This is a genomic window from Marichromatium sp. AB32, assembly GCF_003718675.1.
In the GTDB taxonomy this organism is placed as follows: Bacteria; Pseudomonadota; Gammaproteobacteria; order Chromatiales; family Chromatiaceae; genus Marichromatium; species Marichromatium gracile.
Genome location: NZ_RHFJ01000031.1, coordinates 1 through 21528 on the forward strand (window position 1 = coordinate 1; position 21528 = coordinate 21528).

At 70.7% G+C, this 21528-nt stretch carries 22 protein-coding genes, 1 pseudogene and 1 CRISPR repeat array; of the genes and pseudogenes, 7 read left to right on the forward strand and 16 right to left on the reverse strand.

From position 1 onward, the window contains the following. Positions 1–109: pseudogene (locus tag EBL85_RS10570) on the forward strand (IS110 family transposase); the annotation flags it as partial. A gap of 26 nt (positions 110–135) precedes the next feature. Beyond that, positions 136–652: direct repeats of the CRISPR family, unit length 29 nt; unit sequence GTGTTCCCCGCGCATGCGGGGATGAACCG. 3 nt (positions 653–655) lie between these two features. On the opposite strand, the gene EBL85_RS10575 reads toward EBL85_RS10570, so the two are convergent. After that, positions 656–1543: a DMT family transporter gene (locus tag EBL85_RS10575; RefSeq protein ID WP_123142891.1), complete on the reverse strand. Its 888-nt coding sequence runs from the start codon at positions 1541–1543 to the stop codon at positions 656–658. A 244-nt stretch (positions 1544–1787) separates the two neighbouring features. After that, positions 1788–3299: a sigma-54-dependent Fis family transcriptional regulator gene (locus tag EBL85_RS10580; protein ID WP_223806119.1), complete on the reverse strand. Its 1512-nt coding sequence runs from the start codon at positions 3297–3299 to the stop codon at positions 1788–1790. 230 nt (positions 3300–3529) lie between these two features. On the opposite strand from EBL85_RS10580, the gene EBL85_RS10585 reads away from it, so the two are divergent. Further along, entirely contained in the window at positions 3530–4450 is a 921-nt protein-coding gene (locus EBL85_RS10585; protein ID WP_123142892.1) for a sulfite exporter TauE/SafE family protein, read from the forward strand. 81 nt (positions 4451–4531) lie between these two features. Next, positions 4532–5245 carry a tRNA (N6-threonylcarbamoyladenosine(37)-N6)-methyltransferase TrmO gene (gene tsaA, locus EBL85_RS10590; RefSeq protein WP_123140995.1) on the forward strand — a complete coding sequence of 238 codons (714 nt, stop codon included), beginning with the start codon at positions 4532–4534 and terminating at the stop codon, positions 5243–5245. Positions 5246–5252: 7 nt separating this feature from the next. On the opposite strand, the gene sbcB is transcribed toward tsaA, so the two are convergent. From sbcB to ppc, 9 genes are all read right to left on the reverse strand, one after another. Beyond that, positions 5253–6686 (reverse strand): exodeoxyribonuclease I, encoded by a 1434-nt coding sequence (gene sbcB / locus EBL85_RS10595; protein WP_123142893.1) that lies wholly within the window; start codon positions 6684–6686, stop codon positions 5253–5255. 46 nt (positions 6687–6732) lie between these two features. Beyond that, the gene (gene rplS / locus EBL85_RS10600; protein ID WP_123140997.1) at positions 6733–7077 is read right to left on the reverse strand and encodes a 50S ribosomal protein L19; all 345 of its coding nucleotides are present in this window, start codon (positions 7075–7077) and stop codon (positions 6733–6735) included. Positions 7078–7098: 21 nt separating this feature from the next. Continuing rightward, a complete protein-coding gene (trmD, locus tag EBL85_RS10605; protein WP_123140998.1) occupies positions 7099–7848 on the reverse strand; it encodes a tRNA (guanosine(37)-N1)-methyltransferase TrmD in 750 nt (249 codons plus the stop codon). 34 nt (positions 7849–7882) lie between these two features. Continuing rightward, on the reverse strand, positions 7883–8395 hold the full coding sequence (gene rimM / locus EBL85_RS10610; protein ID WP_165913467.1) for a ribosome maturation factor RimM: 513 nt from the start codon (positions 8393–8395) through the stop codon (positions 7883–7885). A gap of 23 nt (positions 8396–8418) precedes the next feature. Beyond that, positions 8419–8682 (reverse strand): 30S ribosomal protein S16, encoded by a 264-nt coding sequence (gene rpsP / locus EBL85_RS10615; protein WP_123141000.1) that lies wholly within the window; start codon positions 8680–8682, stop codon positions 8419–8421. Positions 8683–8809: 127 nt separating this feature from the next. After that, on the reverse strand, positions 8810–9943 hold the full coding sequence (locus EBL85_RS10620) for a toxic anion resistance protein (RefSeq protein WP_190288070.1): 1134 nt from the start codon (positions 9941–9943) through the stop codon (positions 8810–8812). Between the two features lie 49 nt (positions 9944–9992). Next, entirely contained in the window at positions 9993–10868 is an 876-nt protein-coding gene (locus EBL85_RS10625) for a 5-bromo-4-chloroindolyl phosphate hydrolysis family protein (RefSeq protein ID WP_123142894.1), read from the reverse strand. Continuing rightward, positions 10862–10987, reverse strand: coding sequence for a hypothetical protein (locus EBL85_RS17560; RefSeq protein ID WP_255419394.1), 126 nt, complete (start codon positions 10985–10987; stop codon positions 10862–10864). The genes EBL85_RS10625 and EBL85_RS17560 overlap by 7 nt, the downstream gene beginning before the upstream one ends. Before the next feature lie 152 nt (positions 10988–11139). Continuing rightward, the gene (gene ppc / locus EBL85_RS10630) at positions 11140–13926 is read right to left on the reverse strand and encodes a phosphoenolpyruvate carboxylase (protein WP_123142895.1); all 2787 of its coding nucleotides are present in this window, start codon (positions 13924–13926) and stop codon (positions 11140–11142) included. Positions 13927–14141: 215 nt separating this feature from the next. Between ppc and EBL85_RS10635 the strand changes: the two genes are divergently transcribed. Beyond that, positions 14142–14573 carry a hypothetical protein gene (locus EBL85_RS10635; RefSeq protein WP_123142896.1) on the forward strand — a complete coding sequence of 144 codons (432 nt, stop codon included), beginning with the start codon at positions 14142–14144 and terminating at the stop codon, positions 14571–14573. A 5-nt stretch (positions 14574–14578) separates the two neighbouring features. On the opposite strand, the gene egtD is transcribed toward EBL85_RS10635, so the two are convergent. Then, on the reverse strand, positions 14579–15595 hold the full coding sequence (gene egtD / locus EBL85_RS10640; protein WP_123142897.1) for an L-histidine N(alpha)-methyltransferase: 1017 nt from the start codon (positions 15593–15595) through the stop codon (positions 14579–14581). Continuing rightward, a complete protein-coding gene (gene egtB / locus EBL85_RS10645) occupies positions 15592–16863 on the reverse strand; it encodes an ergothioneine biosynthesis protein EgtB (RefSeq protein ID WP_123142909.1) in 1272 nt (423 codons plus the stop codon). The genes egtD and egtB overlap by 4 nt, the downstream gene beginning before the upstream one ends. 221 nt (positions 16864–17084) lie before the next feature. Here egtB and EBL85_RS10650 point away from each other — a divergent pair, with 221 nt between their 5' ends. Continuing rightward, positions 17085–17759 (forward strand): LON peptidase substrate-binding domain-containing protein, encoded by a 675-nt coding sequence (locus tag EBL85_RS10650; RefSeq protein ID WP_123142898.1) that lies wholly within the window; start codon positions 17085–17087, stop codon positions 17757–17759. A gap of 15 nt (positions 17760–17774) precedes the next feature. Here EBL85_RS10650 and EBL85_RS10655 read toward each other — a convergent pair whose 3' ends face one another. Continuing rightward, entirely contained in the window at positions 17775–17969 is a 195-nt protein-coding gene (locus EBL85_RS10655) for a hypothetical protein (RefSeq protein WP_190287953.1), read from the reverse strand. Positions 17970–18067: 98 nt separating this feature from the next. Here EBL85_RS10655 and EBL85_RS10660 point away from each other — a divergent pair, with 98 nt between their 5' ends. Both EBL85_RS10660 and EBL85_RS10665 read left to right on the forward strand, forming a co-directional pair. Further along, positions 18068–18394, forward strand: a complete 327-nt coding sequence (locus EBL85_RS10660) for an iron-sulfur cluster assembly accessory protein (protein WP_123141006.1) — start codon at positions 18068–18070, stop codon at positions 18392–18394. 73 nt (positions 18395–18467) lie between these two features. Beyond that, positions 18468–18887 carry a SufE family protein gene (locus EBL85_RS10665; protein WP_123141007.1) on the forward strand — a complete coding sequence of 140 codons (420 nt, stop codon included), beginning with the start codon at positions 18468–18470 and terminating at the stop codon, positions 18885–18887. An 8-nt stretch (positions 18888–18895) separates the two neighbouring features. Here the strand turns inward: EBL85_RS10665 and EBL85_RS10670 are convergent, their stop codons facing one another. Both EBL85_RS10670 and EBL85_RS10675 read right to left on the reverse strand, forming a co-directional pair. Next, complete coding sequence (locus EBL85_RS10670) at positions 18896–21049, reverse strand: xanthine dehydrogenase family protein molybdopterin-binding subunit (RefSeq protein WP_123142899.1); 2154 nt, start codon at positions 21047–21049, stop codon at positions 18896–18898. After that, positions 21042–21506 (reverse strand): (2Fe-2S)-binding protein, encoded by a 465-nt coding sequence (locus tag EBL85_RS10675; protein WP_123141009.1) that lies wholly within the window; start codon positions 21504–21506, stop codon positions 21042–21044. The genes EBL85_RS10670 and EBL85_RS10675 overlap by 8 nt, the downstream gene beginning before the upstream one ends. Positions 21507–21528: the final 22 nt, after the last annotated feature.

Sequence of the window (21528 nt, forward strand, 5' to 3'; positions counted from 1 at the left end):
GCCCAAGATGGTCGCCCTCGGCGCCGCCATGCGGAAACTCGCCCACATCTGCTTCGGTGTGTTCAAGAACCGTCGTCCCTACCAGCCCGATTACGCTTCCGCGGCTTGACGGGAAAGACGGTATCTTAGTGGGTCGTGTTCCCCGCGCATGCGGGGATGAACCGGCCTCCGAGTCGGGTAACGCTGAGCCAATCAGGTGTTCCCCGCGCATGCGGGGATGAACCGACCATCTTGAATGGCGTGACCGGCTGGAACCCGTGTTCCCCGCGCATGCGGGGATGAACCGCTTCGGTATTACCAGCTTATTAGTAATCTGAGGTGTTCCCCGCGCATGCGGGGATGAACCGAGCGCGAACATTTCGGAGCCGTCGGCCAACATGTGTTCCCCGCGCATGCGGGGATGAACCGCGGCAACAGCGCGACCAGTCCGGGCGCGGTGGGTGTTCCCCGCGCATGCGGGGATGAACCGACCTGACCGTGCCGGAAGGCACAAACCCGCTGGTGTTCCCCGCGCATGCGGGGATGAACCGGTCGAGCGCTTCACCGGCCTTCGCGTCGGCAGGTGTTCCCCGCGCATGCGGGGATGAGCCGGCCAGCCAGCCGGACCTGGAAACAAGCGTTCAGCGTTCCCCGCACACGCGGGGATGCCCCCAGCTCACCGCACCACCCGCCAGCGCCGCCACCACCGGTCGCCCCACTCGAACAGGGCGAGGCCGGCGAGGATGGTGAGGCTGCCGAGCCAGATCCTCGGGGTCAGCAGCTCGTCGTTGACGAGGTGGCCGAGGAGCAGGGCGAGCACCGGGGTGATGAGCGGGATCAGCGCCACCCGGCTCGCCTGCATGTGGTGGAGCACGAAGTAGTAGAGGATGAAGCCCAGGGTCGAGCCGAACACCGCCAGGTAGAGGATCGACCAGAGCGCGCGCGGCGGCAGCGTCTCCGGCGGCGCAAAGCCCTCGCTCAGCCCCCAGCTCAGCAGGAACAGCGGCACCGCGATCAGCAGTGCGCCGGTGGTGGTCTCGACCGGGTGCAGGCGCGCGCCGATGCGCTTGATCCAGACCGCGCTGGCCGAGTGGATCACCACCGTCACCAGCACCCCGGCCATGCCCAGCAGCGCCGGACCGCCGAGCGCCAGCCCCTGGGCGAAGATCAGCCACAGCCCGCCGATGCCGACGGCGATGCCGAGCAGGCGCGCCGGGGTGAGCGCGCGCTCGCCGAGCCAGACGGCGGCCATCAGCGCGGTGACCACCGGGGTCAGCCCGAACAGCACCGAGATCAGCCCCGAGGAGATGAACTGCGCCGCCCAGTAGACGCAGCTCATCGAGCCCCAGATGCCGAGTCCGGCGGCCAGATAGGTCAGCAGCGCCGCGCGGTTCCAGCGCATGCGTCGGCTCATCACCGCCACCAGCACCAGACAGAGGAAGACGCCGAGGACCATGCGCGCGGTGACGCCGAACTGGGCGCCCGCCTCGCTGCTCCACTTGATCGCCAGTGGCGTGGTCGACCAGATCAGGACCACACCGATGAATGCCGCCGGAACCGACACCTGAAACCTCCATTGCACGGAGACGGGAACGAAACAGGCCGCGGGGATGCCGCGGCCTGGGATGAGGGATCGAAGGAACGCAGGGACAGTCGTCTTCGGTTCACCCGGGCACGCGGCGACGCGCCAGCCAGCGCATGAGGCGGGCGACGTAGCGGGGGCGATGAGCGAGGACGAGGACCTGTGACATGACTCGAGTCTCGCCGATTCGGCGAGCGCGCACAAGCACGATCGGCGCGCGGCCCGCTCAGTCGCGGAAATCGCGCGCGGCCAGCCCCAGCCGACGCATCCGCGAGCGCAGGGTGTTGGGGTTGAGCGCGAGCAGGCGCGCGGCGCCGTGCGGGCCCTCGATCCGGCCCCGGGTGTGGCGCAGCGCGGCGGCGATGTGCGCGCGCACCGCCTGATCGAGCGGCGCGATGGCATCCGTCTCGGCGGTGGACACGACCTCGACGCGCGGGCGCGGCACCCCCGGCCCACCGGCACCGAGCGCCTGGGCGATGGCCAGCCCGCGCCCTTCGCCCAAGATGGCGGCGCGCTCGATCACCGCGCCGAGTTCGCGCACGTTGCCCGGCCAGGGGTAGTCGAGCAGCAGCGCCAACTCATCGGCGCTCGGCTGCTGCGGCGCCAGCCCGAGGCGCAGCGCCGACTTGCGCGCAAGATGCGCGGCCAGCGCGGGGATGTCGTCGCGGCGCTCGCGCAGCGCCGGCAGGCGTAGCGGGAAGACGTTGATGCGATACCACAGATCCTCGCGAAAGCGCCCGTCGGCGACCATCGCGTGGAGGTCGCGATGGGTGGCGGCGATCAGCCGCACGTCGGCGCGCAACGGCTGCTGACCGCCGACGCGCTCGAAGCTGCCGTCCTGGAGGATGCGCAGCAGCCGCACCTGGACGGCGAGCGGCAGCTCGCCGATCTCGTCGAGCAGCAGGGTGCCGCCGTCGGCGCGCTCGAACCAGCCCTGACGTCGGCTGGTGGCGCCGGTGAAGCTGCCGCGCTCGTGACCGAACAGCTCGGAGTCGGCCAGCTCCGGCGGGATGGCGCCGCAGTTGACGCGCACGAAGGGCGCCTCGGCGCGGCGCGAGCGGGCGTGGATGGCGCGCGCGATCACCTCCTTGCCCGAGCCGGTCTCGCCGAGCAGCAGCACCGGGGTGTCGGTGGGGGCGACCTGCTCGACGCCCTGCATCACCCCGCGCAGTCCGCCCTCGGCGCCGATCAGGGTGTCGCCGAGTCCCTGTCGACCGAGCCGGGTGAGCAGCGAGTGACGATCGGCCTCGGCACTCTCGCGCAGCCGCGCCAGCTCGCGCAGATGGTGGTCGTTGCGCAACGCCACCGCGCAGGGGTGGGCGATGGCGCGCAGCAGCCGCTCGGCCCCGGCGTCGATCGCGCCACCGAGCAGCAACACGCCCAGCGCCTCGTCGTCGAGCGCGAGCCCGAGCGCCCCGCCCCGCCCCGCCAGCCCCGTCGGCAGCAGCCCGGGGAGGTCGTCGGCGAGCGCGGCGAGCGACGCGACCCGTGCCTCGCCGCGCAGACACCAGCGCCGCAGCCGCGCGCGCTGATCGATGCTCGGCGTGCGCGCGCGCGTCAGCGCCGGTGGCGGCGCGCCGCCCCACCCCAGCGGTTGCAACCGCCCCTGCGCAGGGTCGAGTTCGAGCAGCAGCAGCCAATCGTGGGCGAGGTGCCCGGCGAGCAGCGCCGAGAGCGCGGGCGCGCCCTCGCAGAGCGCCGGGCGACAACAGAGCGCGCGCCACAGGGCGAGCAACATCGGGTCCTGATCGTCCATATCCGTTTTATTTCATGGCTAAGCCGTTCAATGAAACGGATTATCCATGATATGAAACGGCATGAACAGCGGTCTGTCCTTAGCCGGATCTCTCCCGTGTTCCGTACAGTGTTTTCCGTTCAATGACTTGGGCGATCCCGCCACATCCTGGCCCGGTTCTTGTTCTAGGGGGAGCCAGTCTTCCACCAAACGAACCCAAGGAGTCCCGATCCATGAATGCCGCCGTCGCCACCGTCGCGACCCTCTCCGAGGTCTACCGCACCCATCGTCGTCGTCTGCTGCTGTGGGCGGTCCTGGTCTCGAGCGTGGTGCTCGCGCTGCTGGCGCGCGACCCGCTGGTCGAGCAGGGGCTGTTCGACCCCGAGTGGATCAGCCTCGGCAGCGCGGCGCTGCTGGCGGTGTTCGCCGCCGCGCTGCTCTGCGAGTATCTCGATTCCAGTCTCGGCATGGGCTATGGCACCACCCTCACCCCGCTGCTGTTGCTCGCCGGCTTCGCGCCCTTGCAGATCGTCCCCGCGGTACTGCTCTCGGAGCTGTTTACCGGGCTCGCCGCCGGGCTGCTGCACCACCGCGACGGCAACATCGACCTGCGCCGCGACCATCAGGCGCGGCGCACCTTCTGGCTGCTGGCGACGCTGAGCGCGGTGGGGGCGATCAGCGCGGTGCTGTTGGCCGTCCGGCTCTCGACCCAGTGGTTTTCGGTGGCGATCGCGGTGATCGTGCTCGGCATGGGGCTGGTCACCCTGATCACCGCGCGCCGCCGACTGCGCTATCGCCCGGCGGGGATCCTCGCCATCGGCTCGATCGCGGCCTTCAACAAGGGGCTGAGCGGGGGCGGCTACGGGCCGCTGGTGACCTCGGGCCAGGTGGTCTCGGGGGTGGCGCCGCGTCAGGCGGTGGCGATCACCTCGATGGCCGAGGCGCTCACCTGCCTGATCGGGCTCATCGCCTATCTGCTGCTCGGCGGTGCTATCGACTGGTCGCTGGCGCTGCCGCTGAGCGCCGGCGCGCTGCTCTCGGTGCCGCTGGCCACGGTCACGGTGCGTCGCCTGCCCGAGGCGCTGATCCGGGGCGCGGTGGGCGTACTGACGCTGACCCTCGGCGCGCTGCTCGCGTTCAAGCTGCTGCTCTGAGACGGCGCCGAGATGGTAGGCTGGACCCTTTTGCCGCGCGCGCGCGTCCGGCAAAAGGGTCCACACGCACACGGAGTCTCGATGTCCTTCAGTTTCGACCCCATCGGTTTCATCCGCTCGCCCTATACCGACAAGTTCGGCATCCCCCGTCAGCCGCGGCTGGTCGAGGCCGCCCACGCCCGGCTCGAACTCTGCCCCGAGTACGCCCGCGAGGAGGCGTTCAAGGCCCTGGAGGGCTTCTCCCACGTCTGGGTGGTGTTCGTCTTCCACGACGACTGTCTCGATGCCGGATGGCGCCCGACGGTGCGCCCGCCCCGGCTCGGCGGGCGCTCGACGGTGGGGGTGTTCGCCAGCCGCGCGCCCTATCGGCCCAACCCGATCGGGATCTCGGCGGTGGCGCACGAGGGGTTGGAGCGCGACGGCAACGGGCTGGCGCTGAGGCTGCGCGGGATCGATCTGCTCGACGGCACCCCGGTGCTCGACATCAAGCCCTATGTCCCCTACGCCGACGCGCTGCACGATGCGCGCAGCGGCTTTGCCCAGGAGCGGGTGGTGTGTCTGCGCCCGATCCGCTTCGAGGCCGCCGCGCTCGAGGGCATCGCCCAGGCCGACCCCGATGGCCGCCTGGGGCTGCGCGCGTTGATCGAGCAGGTGCTGACCCAGGACCCGCGTCCCGGTTACATGGACCGTTATCCGGAGCGGCGCCGCTTCGGGCTGCAGCTCTACGATCGCAATATCCGCTGGGAGTTCGACGAGCAGTACATCCGCGTACTGTCGGTGGAGCTGGCCTGCTGAGGGCGGCTCAGGGGGCGATGTCGAGGACCTGCTCGGCCCAGTCGGCGAGCGCTTCGAGCACCTTGGCGCGGGCGGGGTCGAGGCCCTCGGCGTCGAGTTCGGCAAGCCGCTGCTCGAAGTCGTCGATGGTGAGGCTCGCGCCCCCATCGGGCTCGGTGAGGCGCGCCAGACGATAGCCGTCCCAGCGCTCGCGCTCCTCCGGCGAGAGGGTCTCGGGCCAGTTGCGCGCGCGATAGCGGAAGAGCATCTCCGGCAGGCGCGGGTCCTCGAACGCCGGGGCGAGCCCGGCGAGCTGCGCCGGCGGCAGGCGACGCAGCTCGTCGAGCAGGCGGCGGTCGCGATCGCCGAGGAAACCGCCGCCGTAGAGCATCAGGTCGGGATCGGTCTCGGCCGCGGGCGGGGTGTCGAACAGCGCCCGCGCCCGCTTGGCCAGCTCGGCGGCGTGCTCGGCGGCGAAGCGGGCGTGCTGTTCGACCGCGGCGGGGTCGATCTGCCAGCGCGCGGCGGCCTCCCCCCCCAGGGTCTTGAGCGGGGCGAGCACCGGGGCGCGGTTGAGGTGCACGGTCTTGAGCGGCGGGCGCTGCACATCGGCGCCGCGCGCCGCGGCCGGGGTGAACAGACGCGCGCGCAGCTCATCGATCGGGGTGTCGAGCAGCAGCGCCGGGTGGTGGCGCAGGTCGAAGCAGAGCACCCCGTTGGGGTTGCCCGGATGGGGGGCGAGCGCGGCGATCGGGGCGATGCAGCCGAGTGCGGCCGGGTAGCGCGCCGAGGCGTGGAGCAGCGGCTGTCCGCGATCGATCAGCGCGCGCGCCTGACGCTTGTCGCGCAGGGTCAGGGCGTAGTCGAACAGCCGCGGCTGGGCGCGCTTGAGCAACCGCGCCAGGGCGATGGTGGCGCGCACGTCGGCCAGCGCGTCGTGCGCCTGACCGTGCTCGATACCGTTGGCCGCGCTCAGCGCCTCGAGCCGGAACGAGGTGGAGCCGTCCTCGTGTCGCGGCCAGGCGATGCCCTCGGGGCGCAGCGCGTGGGCCAGACGCAGGGTGTCGATCAGGTCCCAGCGCGAGTTGCCGTTGCGCCACTCGCGGGCATAGGGATCGAACAGGTTGCGATAGAGCAGATGACGGGTGACCTCGTCATCGAAGCGCAGGCTGTTGTAACCGACCCCGCAGGTACCGGGGGTGGCCAGTTCGGCATGGATGGCGGCGGCGAACTCGGCCTCGCACACCCCTTCGCGCGCGGCCAGCTGCGGCGTGATGCCGGTGATCAGACAGGCGTCGGGATGGGGCAGCAGGTCGGTGGCCGGGCGGCAGTAGAGCACCAGCGGATCGCCGATCTCTTCGAGCTCGGCATTGGTGCGCACACCGGCGAACTGACAGGCACGATCACGCCGGGGGTCGGCACCCCAGGTCTCGTAATCGTGCCAGAGGAAGGTCCGGGACAAGGCGTCCAGAACGCGCAGCCGCCCGGGCGGGCGGCCGCCACGAACCTCAGACCTTTTCCTTGATGCGGGCGGCCTTGCCGGAACGCTCGCGCAGGTAGTAGAGCTTGGCGCGACGCACGTCGCCCTTGCGCTTGACCTCGATCCCGGCGATGGTCGGGCTGTAGGTCTGGAAGACGCGCTCGACGCCCTCGCCGTGGGAGATCTTGCGCACGGTGAAGGCGGAGTTCAGACCGCGGTTGCGGATGGCGATCACCACGCCCTCGAACGCCTGCAGGCGCTCACGGCTGCCTTCCTTCACGCGCACCTGGACGACGACGGTGTCGCCCGGGGCGAAATCCGGCACTTCACGGGTGATCTGCTCGTTCTCGAGCTGTTGAATGATGTTGCTCATGGTTTCCTTAGGCTCCTGTTCTTACCCGGCGCCATCGGCATGATGGGCCCGGACGAAGTCATCGAGCAGCGCCTGTTCGTCCGCACTCAGGCCTCGCCGCTCCAGCATTTCCGGTCGGCGCAACCAGGTCCGCCCTAGCGCCTGGCGCAACCGCCAACGTTCGATCGCGCGGTGATCGCCGCCGACCAGCACCGCAGGGACCTCCTCTCCGTCGATCCGCTCCGGTCGTGTGTAATGGGGGCAGTCCAGTAGCCCGTCCATGTGTGAATCCTGACGCGCCGAATCGGCGTGCCCGAGCGCGCCCGGCAGCAGCCGGATCACCGCGTCCATCACCACCATGGCCGGCAGCTCGCCGCCACTGAGGACATAGTCGCCGATCGACCATTCCTCGTCGACGTGCCCCTCGATCAGCCGCTCGTCGACACCCTCATAGCGCCCGGCGAGCAGGATCCACCCCGGTTGCGTGGCGATCTCGACCATCGCGGTCTGATCGAGCACCCGCCCCTGGGGCGAGAGATAGGCGACCCGGCTCGCCGGCGCCGCCGCGCGTGCGGCGGCGATGGCCGCGCGCAGCGGCTCGACCTTCATCACCATCCCCGGCCCGCCCCCGTAGGGACGATCGTCGACGGTGCGGTGGACATCGTGGGTGAAATCGCGCGGATTCCACAGCTGCAACGCAGCCAGCCCACGGGTCAGCGCCCGCCCGGTGACGCCCTGCTCGGCGAAGGTGCCGAACATCTCGGGAAACAGGGTGATGACGTCGAAACGCATGGCGTATGGACCCTCTGTTCGGCCTCGGGGCCGCTCAGAAGTCGGGGTCCCAGTCGACCTCGACGCGGCCTGCGGCGAAGTCCACCTGCTTGACGACATCCTCCCACACGAAGGGGATCAGTCGTTCGCGCTCGCCCTTCACCACCAGCACGTCGTTGGCGCCGGTGGCGAACAGATGGCTGACACGACCGAGCGATTGCCCCTCGGTGGTGTGGACCTCGAGCTGTTCGAGGTCGCACCAGTAGAACTCGTCGGCACGCGGCGGCGGCAGTTGATCGCGGGTGATGGCGATCTCCTGACCGACCAGCGCGGCGGCCTGATCACGGTCGTCGCAGCCCTCGAGCCGGGCGACCAGACCCTTGCCGTGACGCTTGCCCTCGGCGAGCTTGCAGGGCCGCGCCTCGGGACCGAGCAGCCACTGGCTATAGTGGAGAATGCCCTCGCGCGGGTCGGTCTCGGAGAACACCCGCACCCAGCCGCGCACGCCATAGACGCCGGCGATGCGCCCGAGCACGATGCGCCGCGTCGACGGCGACCGATCAGTCATCGCGCTCGTCATCCCGTGCGGTCTCAGGCCGCGACGGCCTCGGCGTCCTTGGCAGCCTGCTTGAGCAGCTGCGCGGCGCGGTCGGTCGGCTGGGCGCCCTGGCCGAGCCAGTAATCGGCGCGCTCGCGGTTGATGCGGAGCTCGACCTCACCGCCCTTGGCGGTCGGGTTGTAGAAACCGAGGCGCTCGATGTAGCGACCGTCGCGCTTGGCGCGCACGTCGGCGACAACGACCTGATAGAAGGGGTTCTTCTTCGAACCACCACGGGACAAACGAATCGTGACCATGTGCTGTCCTGGCTCAGACTGAACTGTTAGCGATGCGGGACACCCCGCGGGTAAACGCGTAAATATACAGAATCTTGCGAGAAATGGAAGAGCGGAGTTCGATCGCAATCGCCCCGCCCGCCCCCGTTCAACCGCGCTCGACGCCGGTTCGGGCGCTGGCGGCACTGAGCGTGGCGCGCAGATCCGCCTCCAGACGCGTCAGCTCGGCGCTCGCCTCGGCGCGCGCGCGCTTGCCGGCATCGGCGATCTGCAGGCTCTCCTCGATGGTCTCGATCAGGCTGCGGTTGGCCTGCTTGACCGCCTCGATGTCGAACACCCCGCGCTCGATCTGGCGTCGCGCCTCGGCGTTGGCCGACTTGAGATTGGCGGCGTTGGCCTGGAGCAGCTCGTTGGTGAGGTCGGTGGCCGCCTTCAGGGTATCGGCCGCCTCGGCCGAGCGGAAGATGGTCACCGCCTGGGCGAGCTGCTGGCGCCACAGCGGCACGGTGTTGACCAGGGTGGAGTTGATCTTGTTGATCAGCCCCTTGTCGTTTTCCTGCACCAGCCGGATGCTCGGCAGCCCCTGCATCGCCACCTGACGGGTGAGCCTGAGGTCGTGGACGCGCCGCTCCAGATCATCGCGCGCGCCGCGCAGGTCGCGCAGCCGTTGCGCCTCGACCATGTCGGCGCCGGCCTCGACCTGGGCGACGAGCGCCGGGATCGCCCGCTCGTCGAGTTCGACGAGCTTGCGCTCGCCGGCAAGGATATAGGACTCGAGCGCGCGGAAGTAGTCGAGATTGGCGGCATAGAGCCGATCGAGCGCGGTGACGTCGGTGAGCAACTGGGTCTTGTGACCCTCGAGCGCACGCGAGATGTCCTCGATCTGGTCGCGCACCGCCTCGTACTCCTCGAGGAAGCGGGCGATCGGCCGGGTCTTGCCGATGAGCTTGGAGAACCAGCCCTGACGGCGATTGGGGTCGAGCCCCTCGACGTCGAAGCCCTTGAGGGTGGTGACCATCTCGCTGAGCGCGGCGCCGGCCGGGCCGGTGTCCTTGGCGCGCACGCCCTCGAGCATCCGGTCCGAGACCTCGGTGAGACGCTGCTGGGCCTTGGCGCCGAAGAACATCACCGAGTGCGCGTCGCGGAGGTCGAGCTCGCCGAGCAGGCGCTCGACCTCGGCCTCGTCGACACCGGCGTGCTCGGGCAGCCCGAGTTCGGTCATCGACTCGGCCAGGGCGTCGGTGCGACCGGTGGTGGTCTGGGGATACTGGGATTGACTCACTGCGGTTGATCTCCGGGGAAAACAGGTGAGGACGGCGCGCGCCGGGCGACTAGCTCAGGCCCTCGCGTTCGAGCTGCTGCTTGAGCACCTCGATGCGCACGTCGAGGTCCATCAGGTCGCTGTCGAGCAGGCGCTGGTGCTGCTCGTCGAAGACCTCCTCGACGGTGACCAGCACGCCGCGGAAGTTCTCCTCCAGCGCCAGCACGTCGGCCTGACGGTGGGTGCGGGCATAGCCGTCGGTGACCTGACGCACGCCGTCGAGATAGACGTTGAGGAACTTGCGCGCGCGGAACAGATCGGTCGGACGCTCGGCGATCTGCTCGAGGATACGCCGACCCTTGAGCGCGATGCGCCCGAGCCGCGCCTTGAGTTCGGGGTTGGCGATGCGCGCGGCGGCGGTCTCGACCTCGATGAGCTTCTGCTCGGCCTCGGCGAGCGCCGCGGCGACCTTGCGCGCACGGGCATCGCTGAGGTCGAAGGGCTGCTCGGGCGCCTCCGGCACCAGCCCGTAGCTGAGATGGAAGCCGAGCAGCGCGACCGCGGCGAAGGCGAGCGCAAGCCCCGCCCCCTGCCCCAGCGAGACCAGCACGCACCAGCCGGTGGCAAGCGCCACCAGCAGCCCGCCGAGGGTCTGCAGCCGCAGCCGCGGCAGCCGCGCGAAGCGCCGGCGGCGATCGCGCAGGTGGGCCTCGCGGATGCCGCGCCGGGTGAGATAGGCCGCGGCCATGAACAGCGCGAAGCCGCTGGCGTCGGCGAGGAAGGACTCCAGCCGTCCGGCGCCGAGCGCGATCAGCGCGCCGAACAGCAGCGGCAGCGGCAGCACGAACAGCAACAGCCCGCGCAGCCGTGGCGCGCGCGGCGTCTCGCGCGCCACCACGCCCTCGCGCAGCAGCTCGCCGAGCCGTCCGGCCCCGCTGCTCACCATGAGAACAAGGCCTGACAGGAGACCAGGCCGACGCTGAAGAAGAGCAGCACCACCCCGAGCACCCTGGCGCCGAGCGCCGGACGAGCGGGGGTGGAGCGGTTGGAATCGGGATCGTTCATGGCGATGGGGTCTGAATGAGTCGGGTGACGCGAGGCGCCAGCGTCGGCCGCGCTGGCCGCCGCGCGCAGATGCGCGTGATTTCATCTTCTGTGGTTTAAAGCCGTTTTTTCAATAGGGATATTCATTGCCGACGCCACGCGGGCGTCGGCGCTCAACCAGTGTTACGCATCCCGGCGGCGATGGCGTTGATCGAACGCAGCAGCGGGTCGAGCCACTGCTCGCGCTGCTCCGCCTCGGGCTCGCCGCGATAGCGCTCGAGCAGCACCACCTGGATGTGGTTGAGCGGGTCGAGATAGCGGTTGCGCCGCAGCAGCGAGCGGCGCAGCGCCGGCTGGTCGGCGAGCAGTCGATCGGTCTCGGTGACCGCCAGCACCTCGCTCAGGGTCAGCCGGTACTCGGCCTCGATGTGCGCGAGGAGGGCCGCGGCGCGCGACGGGTCGTCGGCCAGGCGCAGGTACTCGCGGGCGATCGCCATCTCGGCCTTGAACAGCGACATCTGGGTGTTCGACAACAGCACCCGGAAGAAGGGCCACTCGCGATACATCCGTCGCAACCGCGCCAAGCGTTCGGGATCGTCGCCGCGATAGCGCGCCAGCGCGGTGCCGATGCCGAACCACCCCGGCAGGGTCAGCCGCGCCTGCCCCCAACCGAACACCCAGGGGATGGCGCGAATCGAGCTAAGCGAGCGATCACCGCGACTGCGGTGCGCCGGGCGCGAACCGATGTTGAGCAACGCGATGCCGTCGACCGGGGTGCAGGCATAGAAGTAATCGAGCAGCCCCTCGGCGCCGACCAGCGCGCGATAGGCCGCCTCGCCGTGCGCGGCCAGCTCGGCCATGACCTCCAGGTCCTCGGCGCGCTCGGGCGCGGCGGGCTCGATCAGACAACGGCTGGCCTTGATCAGACCGCTGATCCCCATGGTGAGTTCATAACGCGCGGTCTCGGGGTTGGCGTAGCGATAGGAGAGCACCTCGCCCTGCTCGGTGAACTTGATCTGGCCGTGCACGGTATCGGCCGGCTGGGCGAGGATCGCCTCGTGGGTCGGGCCGCCGCCGCGCCCCACGGTGCCGCCGCGACCGTGGAACAGACGGCAGGCCACGCCGTGCTCGTCGGCGAGCGCGATCACCTTGCGCTGGGCCTCGTAGAGCCGCCAGCCCGAGGCGAGGATGCCGCCGTCCTTGCAGGAGTCGGAATAGCCGAGCATCACCTCCTGCTGATCGCCCGAGGCGCGCAACAGCGCGCGATAGGTGGGGTCGGTGAACAGCCGCCCCATCACCGCATCGATCCGCGCCAGGTCGTCGATGGTCTCGAACAGCGGCGCGATCTGCAGGGTGCAGAACCAGCCCTGACGATCGTGCCCGGCGAGCCCCGCCAGGCGCGCCAGCAGCATCACCTCGAGCACGTGACTGGCCTCGTGGGTCATCGAGATCACGTACTGGCCGATTGCCTGCTCGCCGACCTCGGCGCGCGCCCGGGCGATGGTCTCGAAGGTCTCCAGGGTCTCGCGGGTGGCCGCGCCGAGGGTCGCCTTGTCGATGACAAAGGGCTGGGGATGGGCGATCGCCTCGGCCAGGGCGAGCAGGCGCTGCGACTCGTCGAAGGCGAGATAGTAGGGCGCGCCGGGCTGGCGGGCGAACAGCTCGGCCACCGCCTCGGTATGGCGGCTCGACTCCTGGCGCAGATCGAGCTGCACCAGATGGAAGCCGAAGGTCTCGACCAGACGGATCAGGTCGTGGAGCGGCCCGGCGGCGGCGCTGGCATCGCCGTGATGGACCAGCGAGTCGCGGATCAGCTGAAGATCGACGAGAAAGGCGCGGGCATCGCAATACCCGGCCGCCGGCAGCGTCTCGGCCTCGGCGAGACGGGCGCGCACCCGCGCCAGGTTGGCCTCGAGCCGGTGGGCGATCATCGCCAGCTTGCGCCGGTAGGGCTCGTTGAGGAAGCGGCGCAGGCTCTGCCCCATGGTCTCGACCCAGTAGTCCTCGTCGGCGTCGAGGCTGTCGAGGAAGGCCGGCGCGGGCTCGCACAACGCGCTGGAGTGGCTGAGCATGCGCTGCAACCGCCCCACCCGTTCGAGATAGTGCTCGAGCACCAGCTCGGCGTGCATCCGCACCGCCAGCTCGGTGGTCTCGGGGCGCACGAAGGGGTTGCCGTCGCGATCGCCGCCGATCCACGAGCCGAAGCGCATCAGGCTCGGCACCGCCGCGGCGGTCTCGGCGCCGTGGACCCGGCGCACCGCCTTCTCGAGGATGCGATAGACCTCGGGCACGGCGCCAAACAGCGACTCGCGGAAGAAATAGAGCCCCTGGCGCACCTCGTCGGTGACCTGCGGCTTGTGCACCCGCACCTCGTCGGTCTTCCACAGGATCTGGATCTGGGCGCGGATCTCGGCGAGCTTGTCCTCGCGCTCCTCGTCGTTGAGCCGATGCCGGTGCAGGTCCTGACCGGCGAGGAAGATGCGGCGGAAGATCTCGGCGATGGTGCGCCGCCGCGCCTCGGTGGGATGCGCGGTGAACACCGGCAGATAGACCAGGTGCTCGAGCAGGCTCTGGAAGGGCGCGGGCGCCACCCCGTCGGCGGCGAGCCGACGCACGGTGTCGTCGAAGGAGCCGCGCCACAGCCGCTCGCCGGAGGAGACGCGCGCCATGCGCCGGAGATGGGCGTTGAGCTCCTCGGCGGTGTTGACCAGACCGAAATAGATCGCAAAGGCGCGGATCACCTCGGCCAGGGTCTGCGGGTCGAGCCCCTCGATGCGCGCCCGCAGACGCGCGCGCAGCGTCTCGTCCTCGCCCTCGCGCAGCTGCATGAAGCCCTCGCGCAGGCGCTCGACCACCACCAGCACGCGCTTGCGACTGTGCTCGCGCAGCACGTCGCCGAGCAGCCGGGTGAACAGCTCGATGTCGTGCTCGAGCACGGGGTCGTCCACGGTCTCGTTCATCAGCTTGGCTCCGGGGGATGGTGCGGCACTGCCGCCGGGGGCACGGGCGCGGGCGTCCAGGCCGCGCGGCCACCGTCAGCATCGACCGCGACGGCGGGAAACGCAAGCTCGGGGCCGCGCCGGCGGCGTCCTGCGAGAAAGATGACGATCCTGTTTCGAAACCCTTACCCGTGTGCTTTACTCGGGTATAGCCTTACCCCGTCGGAGTCGTGCCCATGCCCCACCCCGCCGCCACGTTCGCGCTGCTCTGCTGTCTGCTCGGCGTCCTGCCCCAGCCGCGGGCCGAGACGCCCGCCTGTCACCAGCCCTTCGCCCACCCCGAGGCTGGCGCCGAGCGGCTGCGCGCGATCGCCCGCGCCTGCGACGACCCCGTCCTCGCCCGGCTCTATCACCACCGCGCCGCGCATCGCGAGGCGCTCGGCGAGATCGCCCTGCTCGCCCGGCTGCACCGCGCCCACGGCAATGCCGACCGACTGCGGCTGCACCAGGGACGCATCCACGCCGCGCTGCTCGAGGGCTTCGCCGCACGCGCCTGGCACGCCGGGCGCGCCGAGACCCTCGACGCCCTCGCCCGCGGCTACGCCCGGGCGATCGACCGGCTCGAGCGTACCATCGCCGGCCAGGACCTGGCCTACGGCGGGCGCTGAGCCCCTCAGCAGGCCTCGACGCGCAGACAGTGCACGCTGAACAGCCGGTGCGGGTCGGTCCACACCCGCTCGGGGACGAAGCCCGCGCCGGCGGCCAGCTGGTGGAAGCCGGCGATGTCGTACTTGTAGGAGTTCTCGGTGTGGATGGTCTCGCCGGCGGCGAAGACGAAGCGCTGCCCGGCGACGGTCACGGTCTGCTCGCGCAGGCTCTCCAGATACATCTCGACGCGCCCCTGGACGTCGTCGTAGCGGGCGCGATGGACGAAGGCATCGAGGTCGAAGTCGGCGTCGAGTTCGCGGTTGAGCCGTTCGAGCAGATTGCGATTGAAGGCCGCGGTCACCCCCTGGGCGTCGTCATAGGCCGCCTCCAGCACGGCGCGCTCCTTGCGCAGATCGACGCCGATCAGCAACCGCCCGCCGATCCCCACCAGCGCCGCCACCCGCAGGAGCAGGGCGCGCGCCGCCTCGGGCTCGAAGTTGCCGATGCTCGACCCGGGGAAGAAGGCCGCCAGGCCCTCTCGATCGCCCTCGATCGGCAGCTCGAAGGGGACGGAATAATCGGCGCAGGTGGCATGGATGGCCAGCGCCGGGAAGTGCTCGGCGAGCGATTCGGCGGAGGCGCGCAGGTGCTCGCGGGAGATGTCGATAGGGATGTAGATCTCGGGTTCGAGCGCGGCGAGCAGGATGCGGATCTTGAGGCTGCTGCCGCTGCCGAGTTCGAGCAGCACCCGGCCGCGCCCGAGCAGGTCGGCCATCTCCTCGCCGTGATCGCAGAGGATCCCGATCTCGGTGCGGGTCGGATAGTACTCGGGCAGCTCGGTGATGGCGTCGAACAGTTGCGAGCCGCGCGCGTCATAGAAGAGCTTGGGCGAGAGCCGCTTGGGGCTGCCCGCGAGCCCGGCGAGGACCTCGGCACGCAGGTCATCCGGGGTCGGGTGGGCATCGAAGAAGCGCACTCCCGGCGCGCCCCCCGAGCGAGGCGGGCGCGATCCGGTGGCGAGCGTGGCGGCGATGTTCATCATTCGACCTCCGCGAGTCTGAATCCCTTGAACTGCCAGCGTTCGTGGGGATAGAAGAAGTTGCGATAACTGAGCCGCAGATGGTCGCGCGAACTCACGCAGGAGCCGCCGCGCAGCACCATCTGGTTGCACATGAACTTGCCGTTGTACTCGCCGATCGCGCCGCCGGGGGCGCGATAGCCGGGATAGGCGAGATAGGCCGAGGCGGTCCACTCCCAGAGATCGCCGAAGAGCTGGCGCAACCCGCTGCCGCGCGCCGGACGGGGATGGAGCAGAGCGCTGTCGAGGAAGTTGCCGGCGCGTTCGACACCGGCGGCGGCGTGCTCCCACTGCGCCTCGGTCGGCAGCGACTTGCCCGCCCAGCTGGCGTAGGCATCGGCCTCGTAATAGCTGACATGACAGACCGGCTCGGCGGGGTCGAGCGGGCGCATGCCGCCGAGCGTCAGCGTCTGCCACTGACCGTCGACCCGCTCCCAGTAGAGCGGCGCCTCCCAACCCTCGGCGCGTACCCGCGCCCAGCCGTCGGAGAGCCAGTGGGCGGGATCGCGATAGCCGCCGTCCTCGACGAAGGCGAGGAACTCGGCGTTGCTCACCAACCGGTCGGCGAGCGCGAAGGGTTCGAGGAAGGCGCGATGGCGCGGGCGCTCGTTGTCGTAGGCGAAGCCCTCGGGCCCGGCGCCGATCTCGACCAGCCCGCCGTCGAACGACACCCAGTCGAGCGGCTCGGGCACGCCCGGCGGCGGCGCCGCGAGATCGGCGCGATAGGCCGGGCGCAGCGGGTTGTGGGCGAGGTTGCGCTTGATGTCGGTGAGCAACAGCTCCTGGTGCTGCTGCTCGTGATTGAGCCCGATGCGCAGGCGCAGCTCGACGCGCGCCCAGCGCTCGGCGTCGCAGCACTCGATCAGGCGCAGCATGGCCGCGTCGACATGGCGGCGATAGTCGTAGACCTCCTCGACCCGGGGGCGCGACAGCAGCCCACGCTCGGCGCGCGGCCAGAAGCCGCTGCCGGTCTGCTCGTAGTAGCTGTTGAACAGATGCGCGAAGCGCGGATCGAAGGGGCGATAGCCATCGAGCGACGGCAGCAGCAGGAAGGTCTCGTAGAACCAGGAGACATGGGCCAGGTGCCACTTCGGCGGGCTGGCCTCGGGGACGACCTGGAGGCCGTAATCCTCGATGGCGAGCGGTTCGCAGAGGTGTTCGGTAAGGGCGCGGACCCGGCGGAACTCGTCCGCGAGCCCGGCGCGCGCGCCATCCGTTGGTGTTGGGTGCATCTCGTCCTCGCTTCGGCTGCAGGTGGGACGACGGCGGACCTCGGTCACACCGCCTGCGGACCTCGATCCCTGAGTGTGCGGTCACCGCCGAAGAATCCAAACCCGATGCCGCAAGGCTGGGGATGCGACGCACACACCCCAATGTGCTCGCTGTACAACCCGATTCGCGGCGCGCTCCGCCCGCGGCGCGGGGCACGTCCACCGAACCCCGGAGCAGTGAGATGACGCGCACCCCCTTCTTCCCCAAGTTCGCCGACCTGCCGACGGAACTCGCGGTCTTCCCCCTCCCCGGCGCGGTGCTGATGCCGGGCGTGCAACTCCCGCTCAATATCTTCGAGCCACGCTATCTGCGCATGATCAATGACGTCCTCGCCGCCGATCACCTGCTTGGCATGATCCAGCCGCAGGAGACGCCGGGCGAGGACGAGACGCCGACGCCCGCCCCGCTCCATCCGGTCGGCTGCGCCGGGCGCATCACCAGCTACAGCGAGACCAGCGATGGGCGCATCGTGCTGGTGCTCACCGGGGTGTGTCGCTTCCGCGTCACCGGCGAACTCGCCGAGCGCGCCGGCTACCGCCGGGTGGCGCCCGAGTGGCGGGACTTTGCCGCCGATCTCGACGAGCCGGTGTCCGGCGCGATCGCCGAGCGACGCCCCTTTCTCGTCGCGCTCGAGCGCTACTGTCAGGTACGCCGCGTCGAGGTGCCGTGGCAGGACCTCGAGCAGATGCCCGACACCGACCTGGTCAACCTGCTCTGCGCCCACCTGCCACTGAGCCCGGAGGACAAGCAGGCGCTGATCGAGACCCTGGAGACGCCGGCGCGCGCGGTGCTGATGCGCGGCCTGCTGGAGATGGCGACGATCGCCGACATCGACGTCGACGACCAGCGTCACTAGCGACCGACGTCGCGCTCAGCGCGCGATCTCCGGATGAGCGACGCGGATCACGATCCTGCCGACGTGCTGCTTGTCGAGAAAGGCGCGCTGCGCCTCGCGCAGTTGCGCGAGATCGAACGCGGCGGCGACCCACGGCCGGATCTCGTCGCGCTCGATATAGCCGATGTCGACGAGATCGCCGCCGCGCTCCGCTGCCCGCCCGGCGCTCACCCGGGTGGCCTGAGCGCGCCGACGAGGATTGAAAACCCCGCCGGTCGGCGCCCATCTAGGCTCAACGCTTCAGTACAAGCCAGATGAGGTAAGCAACCATGGCAGTCACCCTGACCGAGGCGGCCGCGCGCCACGTCTCCCGGATGATCGAGCAACGCGGACAGGGGGTCGGGCTGCGGGTGGCGACGCGCAAGAGCGGCTGCTCGGGCTTCGCCTACGAGGTCGACTACGCCGACGCCGTCGCGCCCACCGATCAGGTGTTCGAGAGCCACGGCATCAAGATCGTGGTCGACGACCAGAGCCTCGCGCACATCGACGGCACCGAGATCGACTTCGTGCGCTCGAGCCTGCTCAACCTCGGCTTCGAGTTCCGCAACCCCAACGTCAAGGACCAGTGCGGCTGCGGCGAGTCCTTCAGCGTCTAGCACGGATCCGGTAGACTCGGTCGGCCGCGCGCCCCGCGCGACCGACCCCAGCAACCAACCGCAGCGATCCACCATGCATCAAGACGCCGCCATCCAGGCCATCATCGACGACTTCGACCTGCTCGACGACTGGGACCAGCGCTATCAGTACCTGGTCGAACTCGGCGAGCGCCTCCCGGCGATGGACCCCGCCGACAAGACCGAGGACAACCGCGTGGTCGAGTGCATGAGTCTGGTGCACGTCGTCGCCCGCCCCGCCGAGGGCGGACGGCTGGTCTATGCCGGCGACTGCGACACCGCCATCATCAAGGGCGTGGTGGCGCTGCTCGTCGGGCTGTTCTCCAACCGCAGCGCCGAGGAGATCGCCGCGCTCGACGTCGACGACCTGTTCACCGGGCTGGCGCTCGACGAGCACCTCAGCCCCAACCGTCACGTCGGCGTCTTCGCCATCGTCAACAAGATGCAGCGCCAGGCCGCCGCGCTCGCCGCCTGAACCTCCGCTCAGCCCAGGCGCAGCGGCAGCGCTCGCTGACGCTCGCCCCCGGCCGCCGCGATCGCCGCAGCCAGCGCCGGGGAGAGCGCCAGCGGCCCCAGATCCCCCACCCCGCCCGGGGTCGCGGCACCGGCGATCAGCTCGACCTCGACCTCGGGCATCTCGTCGAGACGCAGCAGCCGATAGTCGGCGAGCGCGCGCTGCTCGACCCGCCCGGCGGCGAAGCTGATGCGCTCGCCGAGCGCAACGCTCAGGCCGAAGGCGATGCCCCCCTCCATCTGCGCGCACACCCCGTCGGGGTCGACCGCCAGGCCACAGTCGACCACGCACCACACCCGCGCCACCCGCAGCCCGTCGCCCGCGGCGCGAGGCGCCACCTCGACGACCTGGGCGACCAGACTGTCGTAACCGGTGGCCAGCGCGATGCCGCGTCCGTGACCCGGGGCCGGCGGCTGCGACCAGCCGGCCAGCGCGGCGACGCGCTCGAGCACCGCGCGCGCGCGCGGCTGGTCCTCGAGCAGCGCCAGACGCAGCGCCAGCGGATCGCGACCGGTGGCCGCGGCCAGTTCGTCGAGGAAGCACTCGACGACATGCGCGTTGTGCGCCCGCGCGCCGCCGCGCCACAGCCCGAGCGAGACCGGCAGATCGGCGCGACGGTACTCGACGCGCAGCGCCGGCAGTGCGTAGGGCAGCGCGGTGGCGCCCTCGACCAGGGTCGGGTCGAGCCCGTCGGCGATCTCATCGGGCGCCAGCCGCGCCAGCACCGAGGGACCGACGATACGGTGATACCAGGCGCGCGGCAGGCCCTCGGCGTCGAGGGTGGCGCGCAGCCGGTGACAGGTCATCGGGCGGTAGTGATCCTGGGTGAGATCGTCGGCGCGGGTCCACACCACCTGCACCGGTCGCCCGAGCCGCTGCGCCAGCTCCACGGCGTCGGCGACGAAATCCTGCTCGACCCGACGACCGAAGCCGCCGCCGAGCAGGGTGGTGCGCACCTCGATGCGCTCGGGCGCGAGCCCGGTGATGCGCTGCGCCGTCTCCAGCACCCGTTGCTGGGCCTGGGTGGGGACATGGATCACACAGCGCTCGGCACTGACCTCGGCGGTGCAGTTCATCGGCTCCATGCAGACATGGGCGAGGAAGGGCAGGCTGTAGTCGGCCTCGACCACCCGCTCGGCCTGTTCGAGCACGGCCAGCGCATCGCCGCGCGACTCGGCCAGCGCCGCGCCGTGCGCATCGAGGCGCGAACGCAGCCGCGTCTCCATCCGCGCCTGATCGGCCGCGGGATCGGCCGCGGGATCGCAATCGATCTCCAGCGCGGCGCGCCCGCGCAGCAGACTCCAGGTATCGCGCGCCACCACCGCGACACCGTGCCGCACCGCCAGCACCGCCTCCACCCCCGGCACCGCGCGCGCGGCATCGGCGCGCCAGGCGCTGACCCGCGCGCCGCTGAGCGGACAACGCGCCACGCTGGCATAGCGCATCCCCGGCAGCCGCACGTCGAGCCCGTAGCGCGCCGCGCCCACCACCTTGTCCGGGGTGTCGAGCCGGTGCTGCGGGGTACCGATCAGTCGCCACTGCGCGGGCGCCTTGAGCGCCACCGACTCCGGCAGCGGCAACCGCGCCGCCGCCTCGGCCAGCGCGCCATAGCCGAGCCGGGTCTCGCCGTCGGGGTGATGGACCGCGCCCCGGTGCGCCCGGCACGCCTCCGGGGCGACCCCCCAGCGTGCGGCGGCGGCGCGCACGAGCAGGGTCCGCGCCACCGCGCCGGCCTCGCGCAGCGGTCCCCAGGCATCGCGCACCGAGGTGCTGCAGCCGGTGGCCTGCTCGCCGAGCAGACGATTGACATAGTCCGGCGCCACCGGCGCCGGTTCGAGTTCGAGCTGGTCGAGTCCGACCTCCAGCTCCTCGGCCACCAGCATCGGCAGCGCGCTGGTCACCCCCTGGCCCATCTCCGAGCGCGCCAGCATCAGCACCACCCGACCATCGCCGTGGAGACGCAGCCAGGCGCCGGGGGCGAACGTGCTCGCAGCATCGTCGGGCGTGTCCGTCTGCTCGGCGTCGGCGGCACCGATGCCGAGCACCAGACCGCCACCGGCGAGCAGGCCGAGCCTGAGCAGGGCGCGGCGACTCAGCCGGAGACCGGGATCGGCATCAACCATTGTGCACCTCGGGGTTGGCCGCGCGCTGGATGGCGCGGCGGATACGCGCATAGCTGCCGCAACGGCACAACACCCCGGACATGGCCGCGTCGATCTGCCCGGGGCTCGGCTGCGGGTGCGCGGCGAGCAGCGCCGCGGCGCTCATCAGCTGGCCGGACTGGCAGTAGCCGCACTGCGGCACCTCCTCGACGATCCAGGCCAGCTGCAGCGGGTGACGACCGTCGGGCGAGAGCCCCTCGATGGTGGTCACCTCGCGCCCCGCGACCTCGCCCAGGGTCACGCCGCAGGAGCGCACCGGCTCGCCGTCGAGGTGCACGGTGCAGGCGCCGCACTCGCCCTCGCCGCAGCCGAAGCGGGTGCCGGTCAGCCCGAGATGATCGCGCAGCGCCCACAGCAGGGGCATGTCGGGGTCGAGATCGAGCCGCACCGGCTCGCCGTTGAGGGTCAGGGTGATCATGGCATCCATCGCGTTCGGGTCG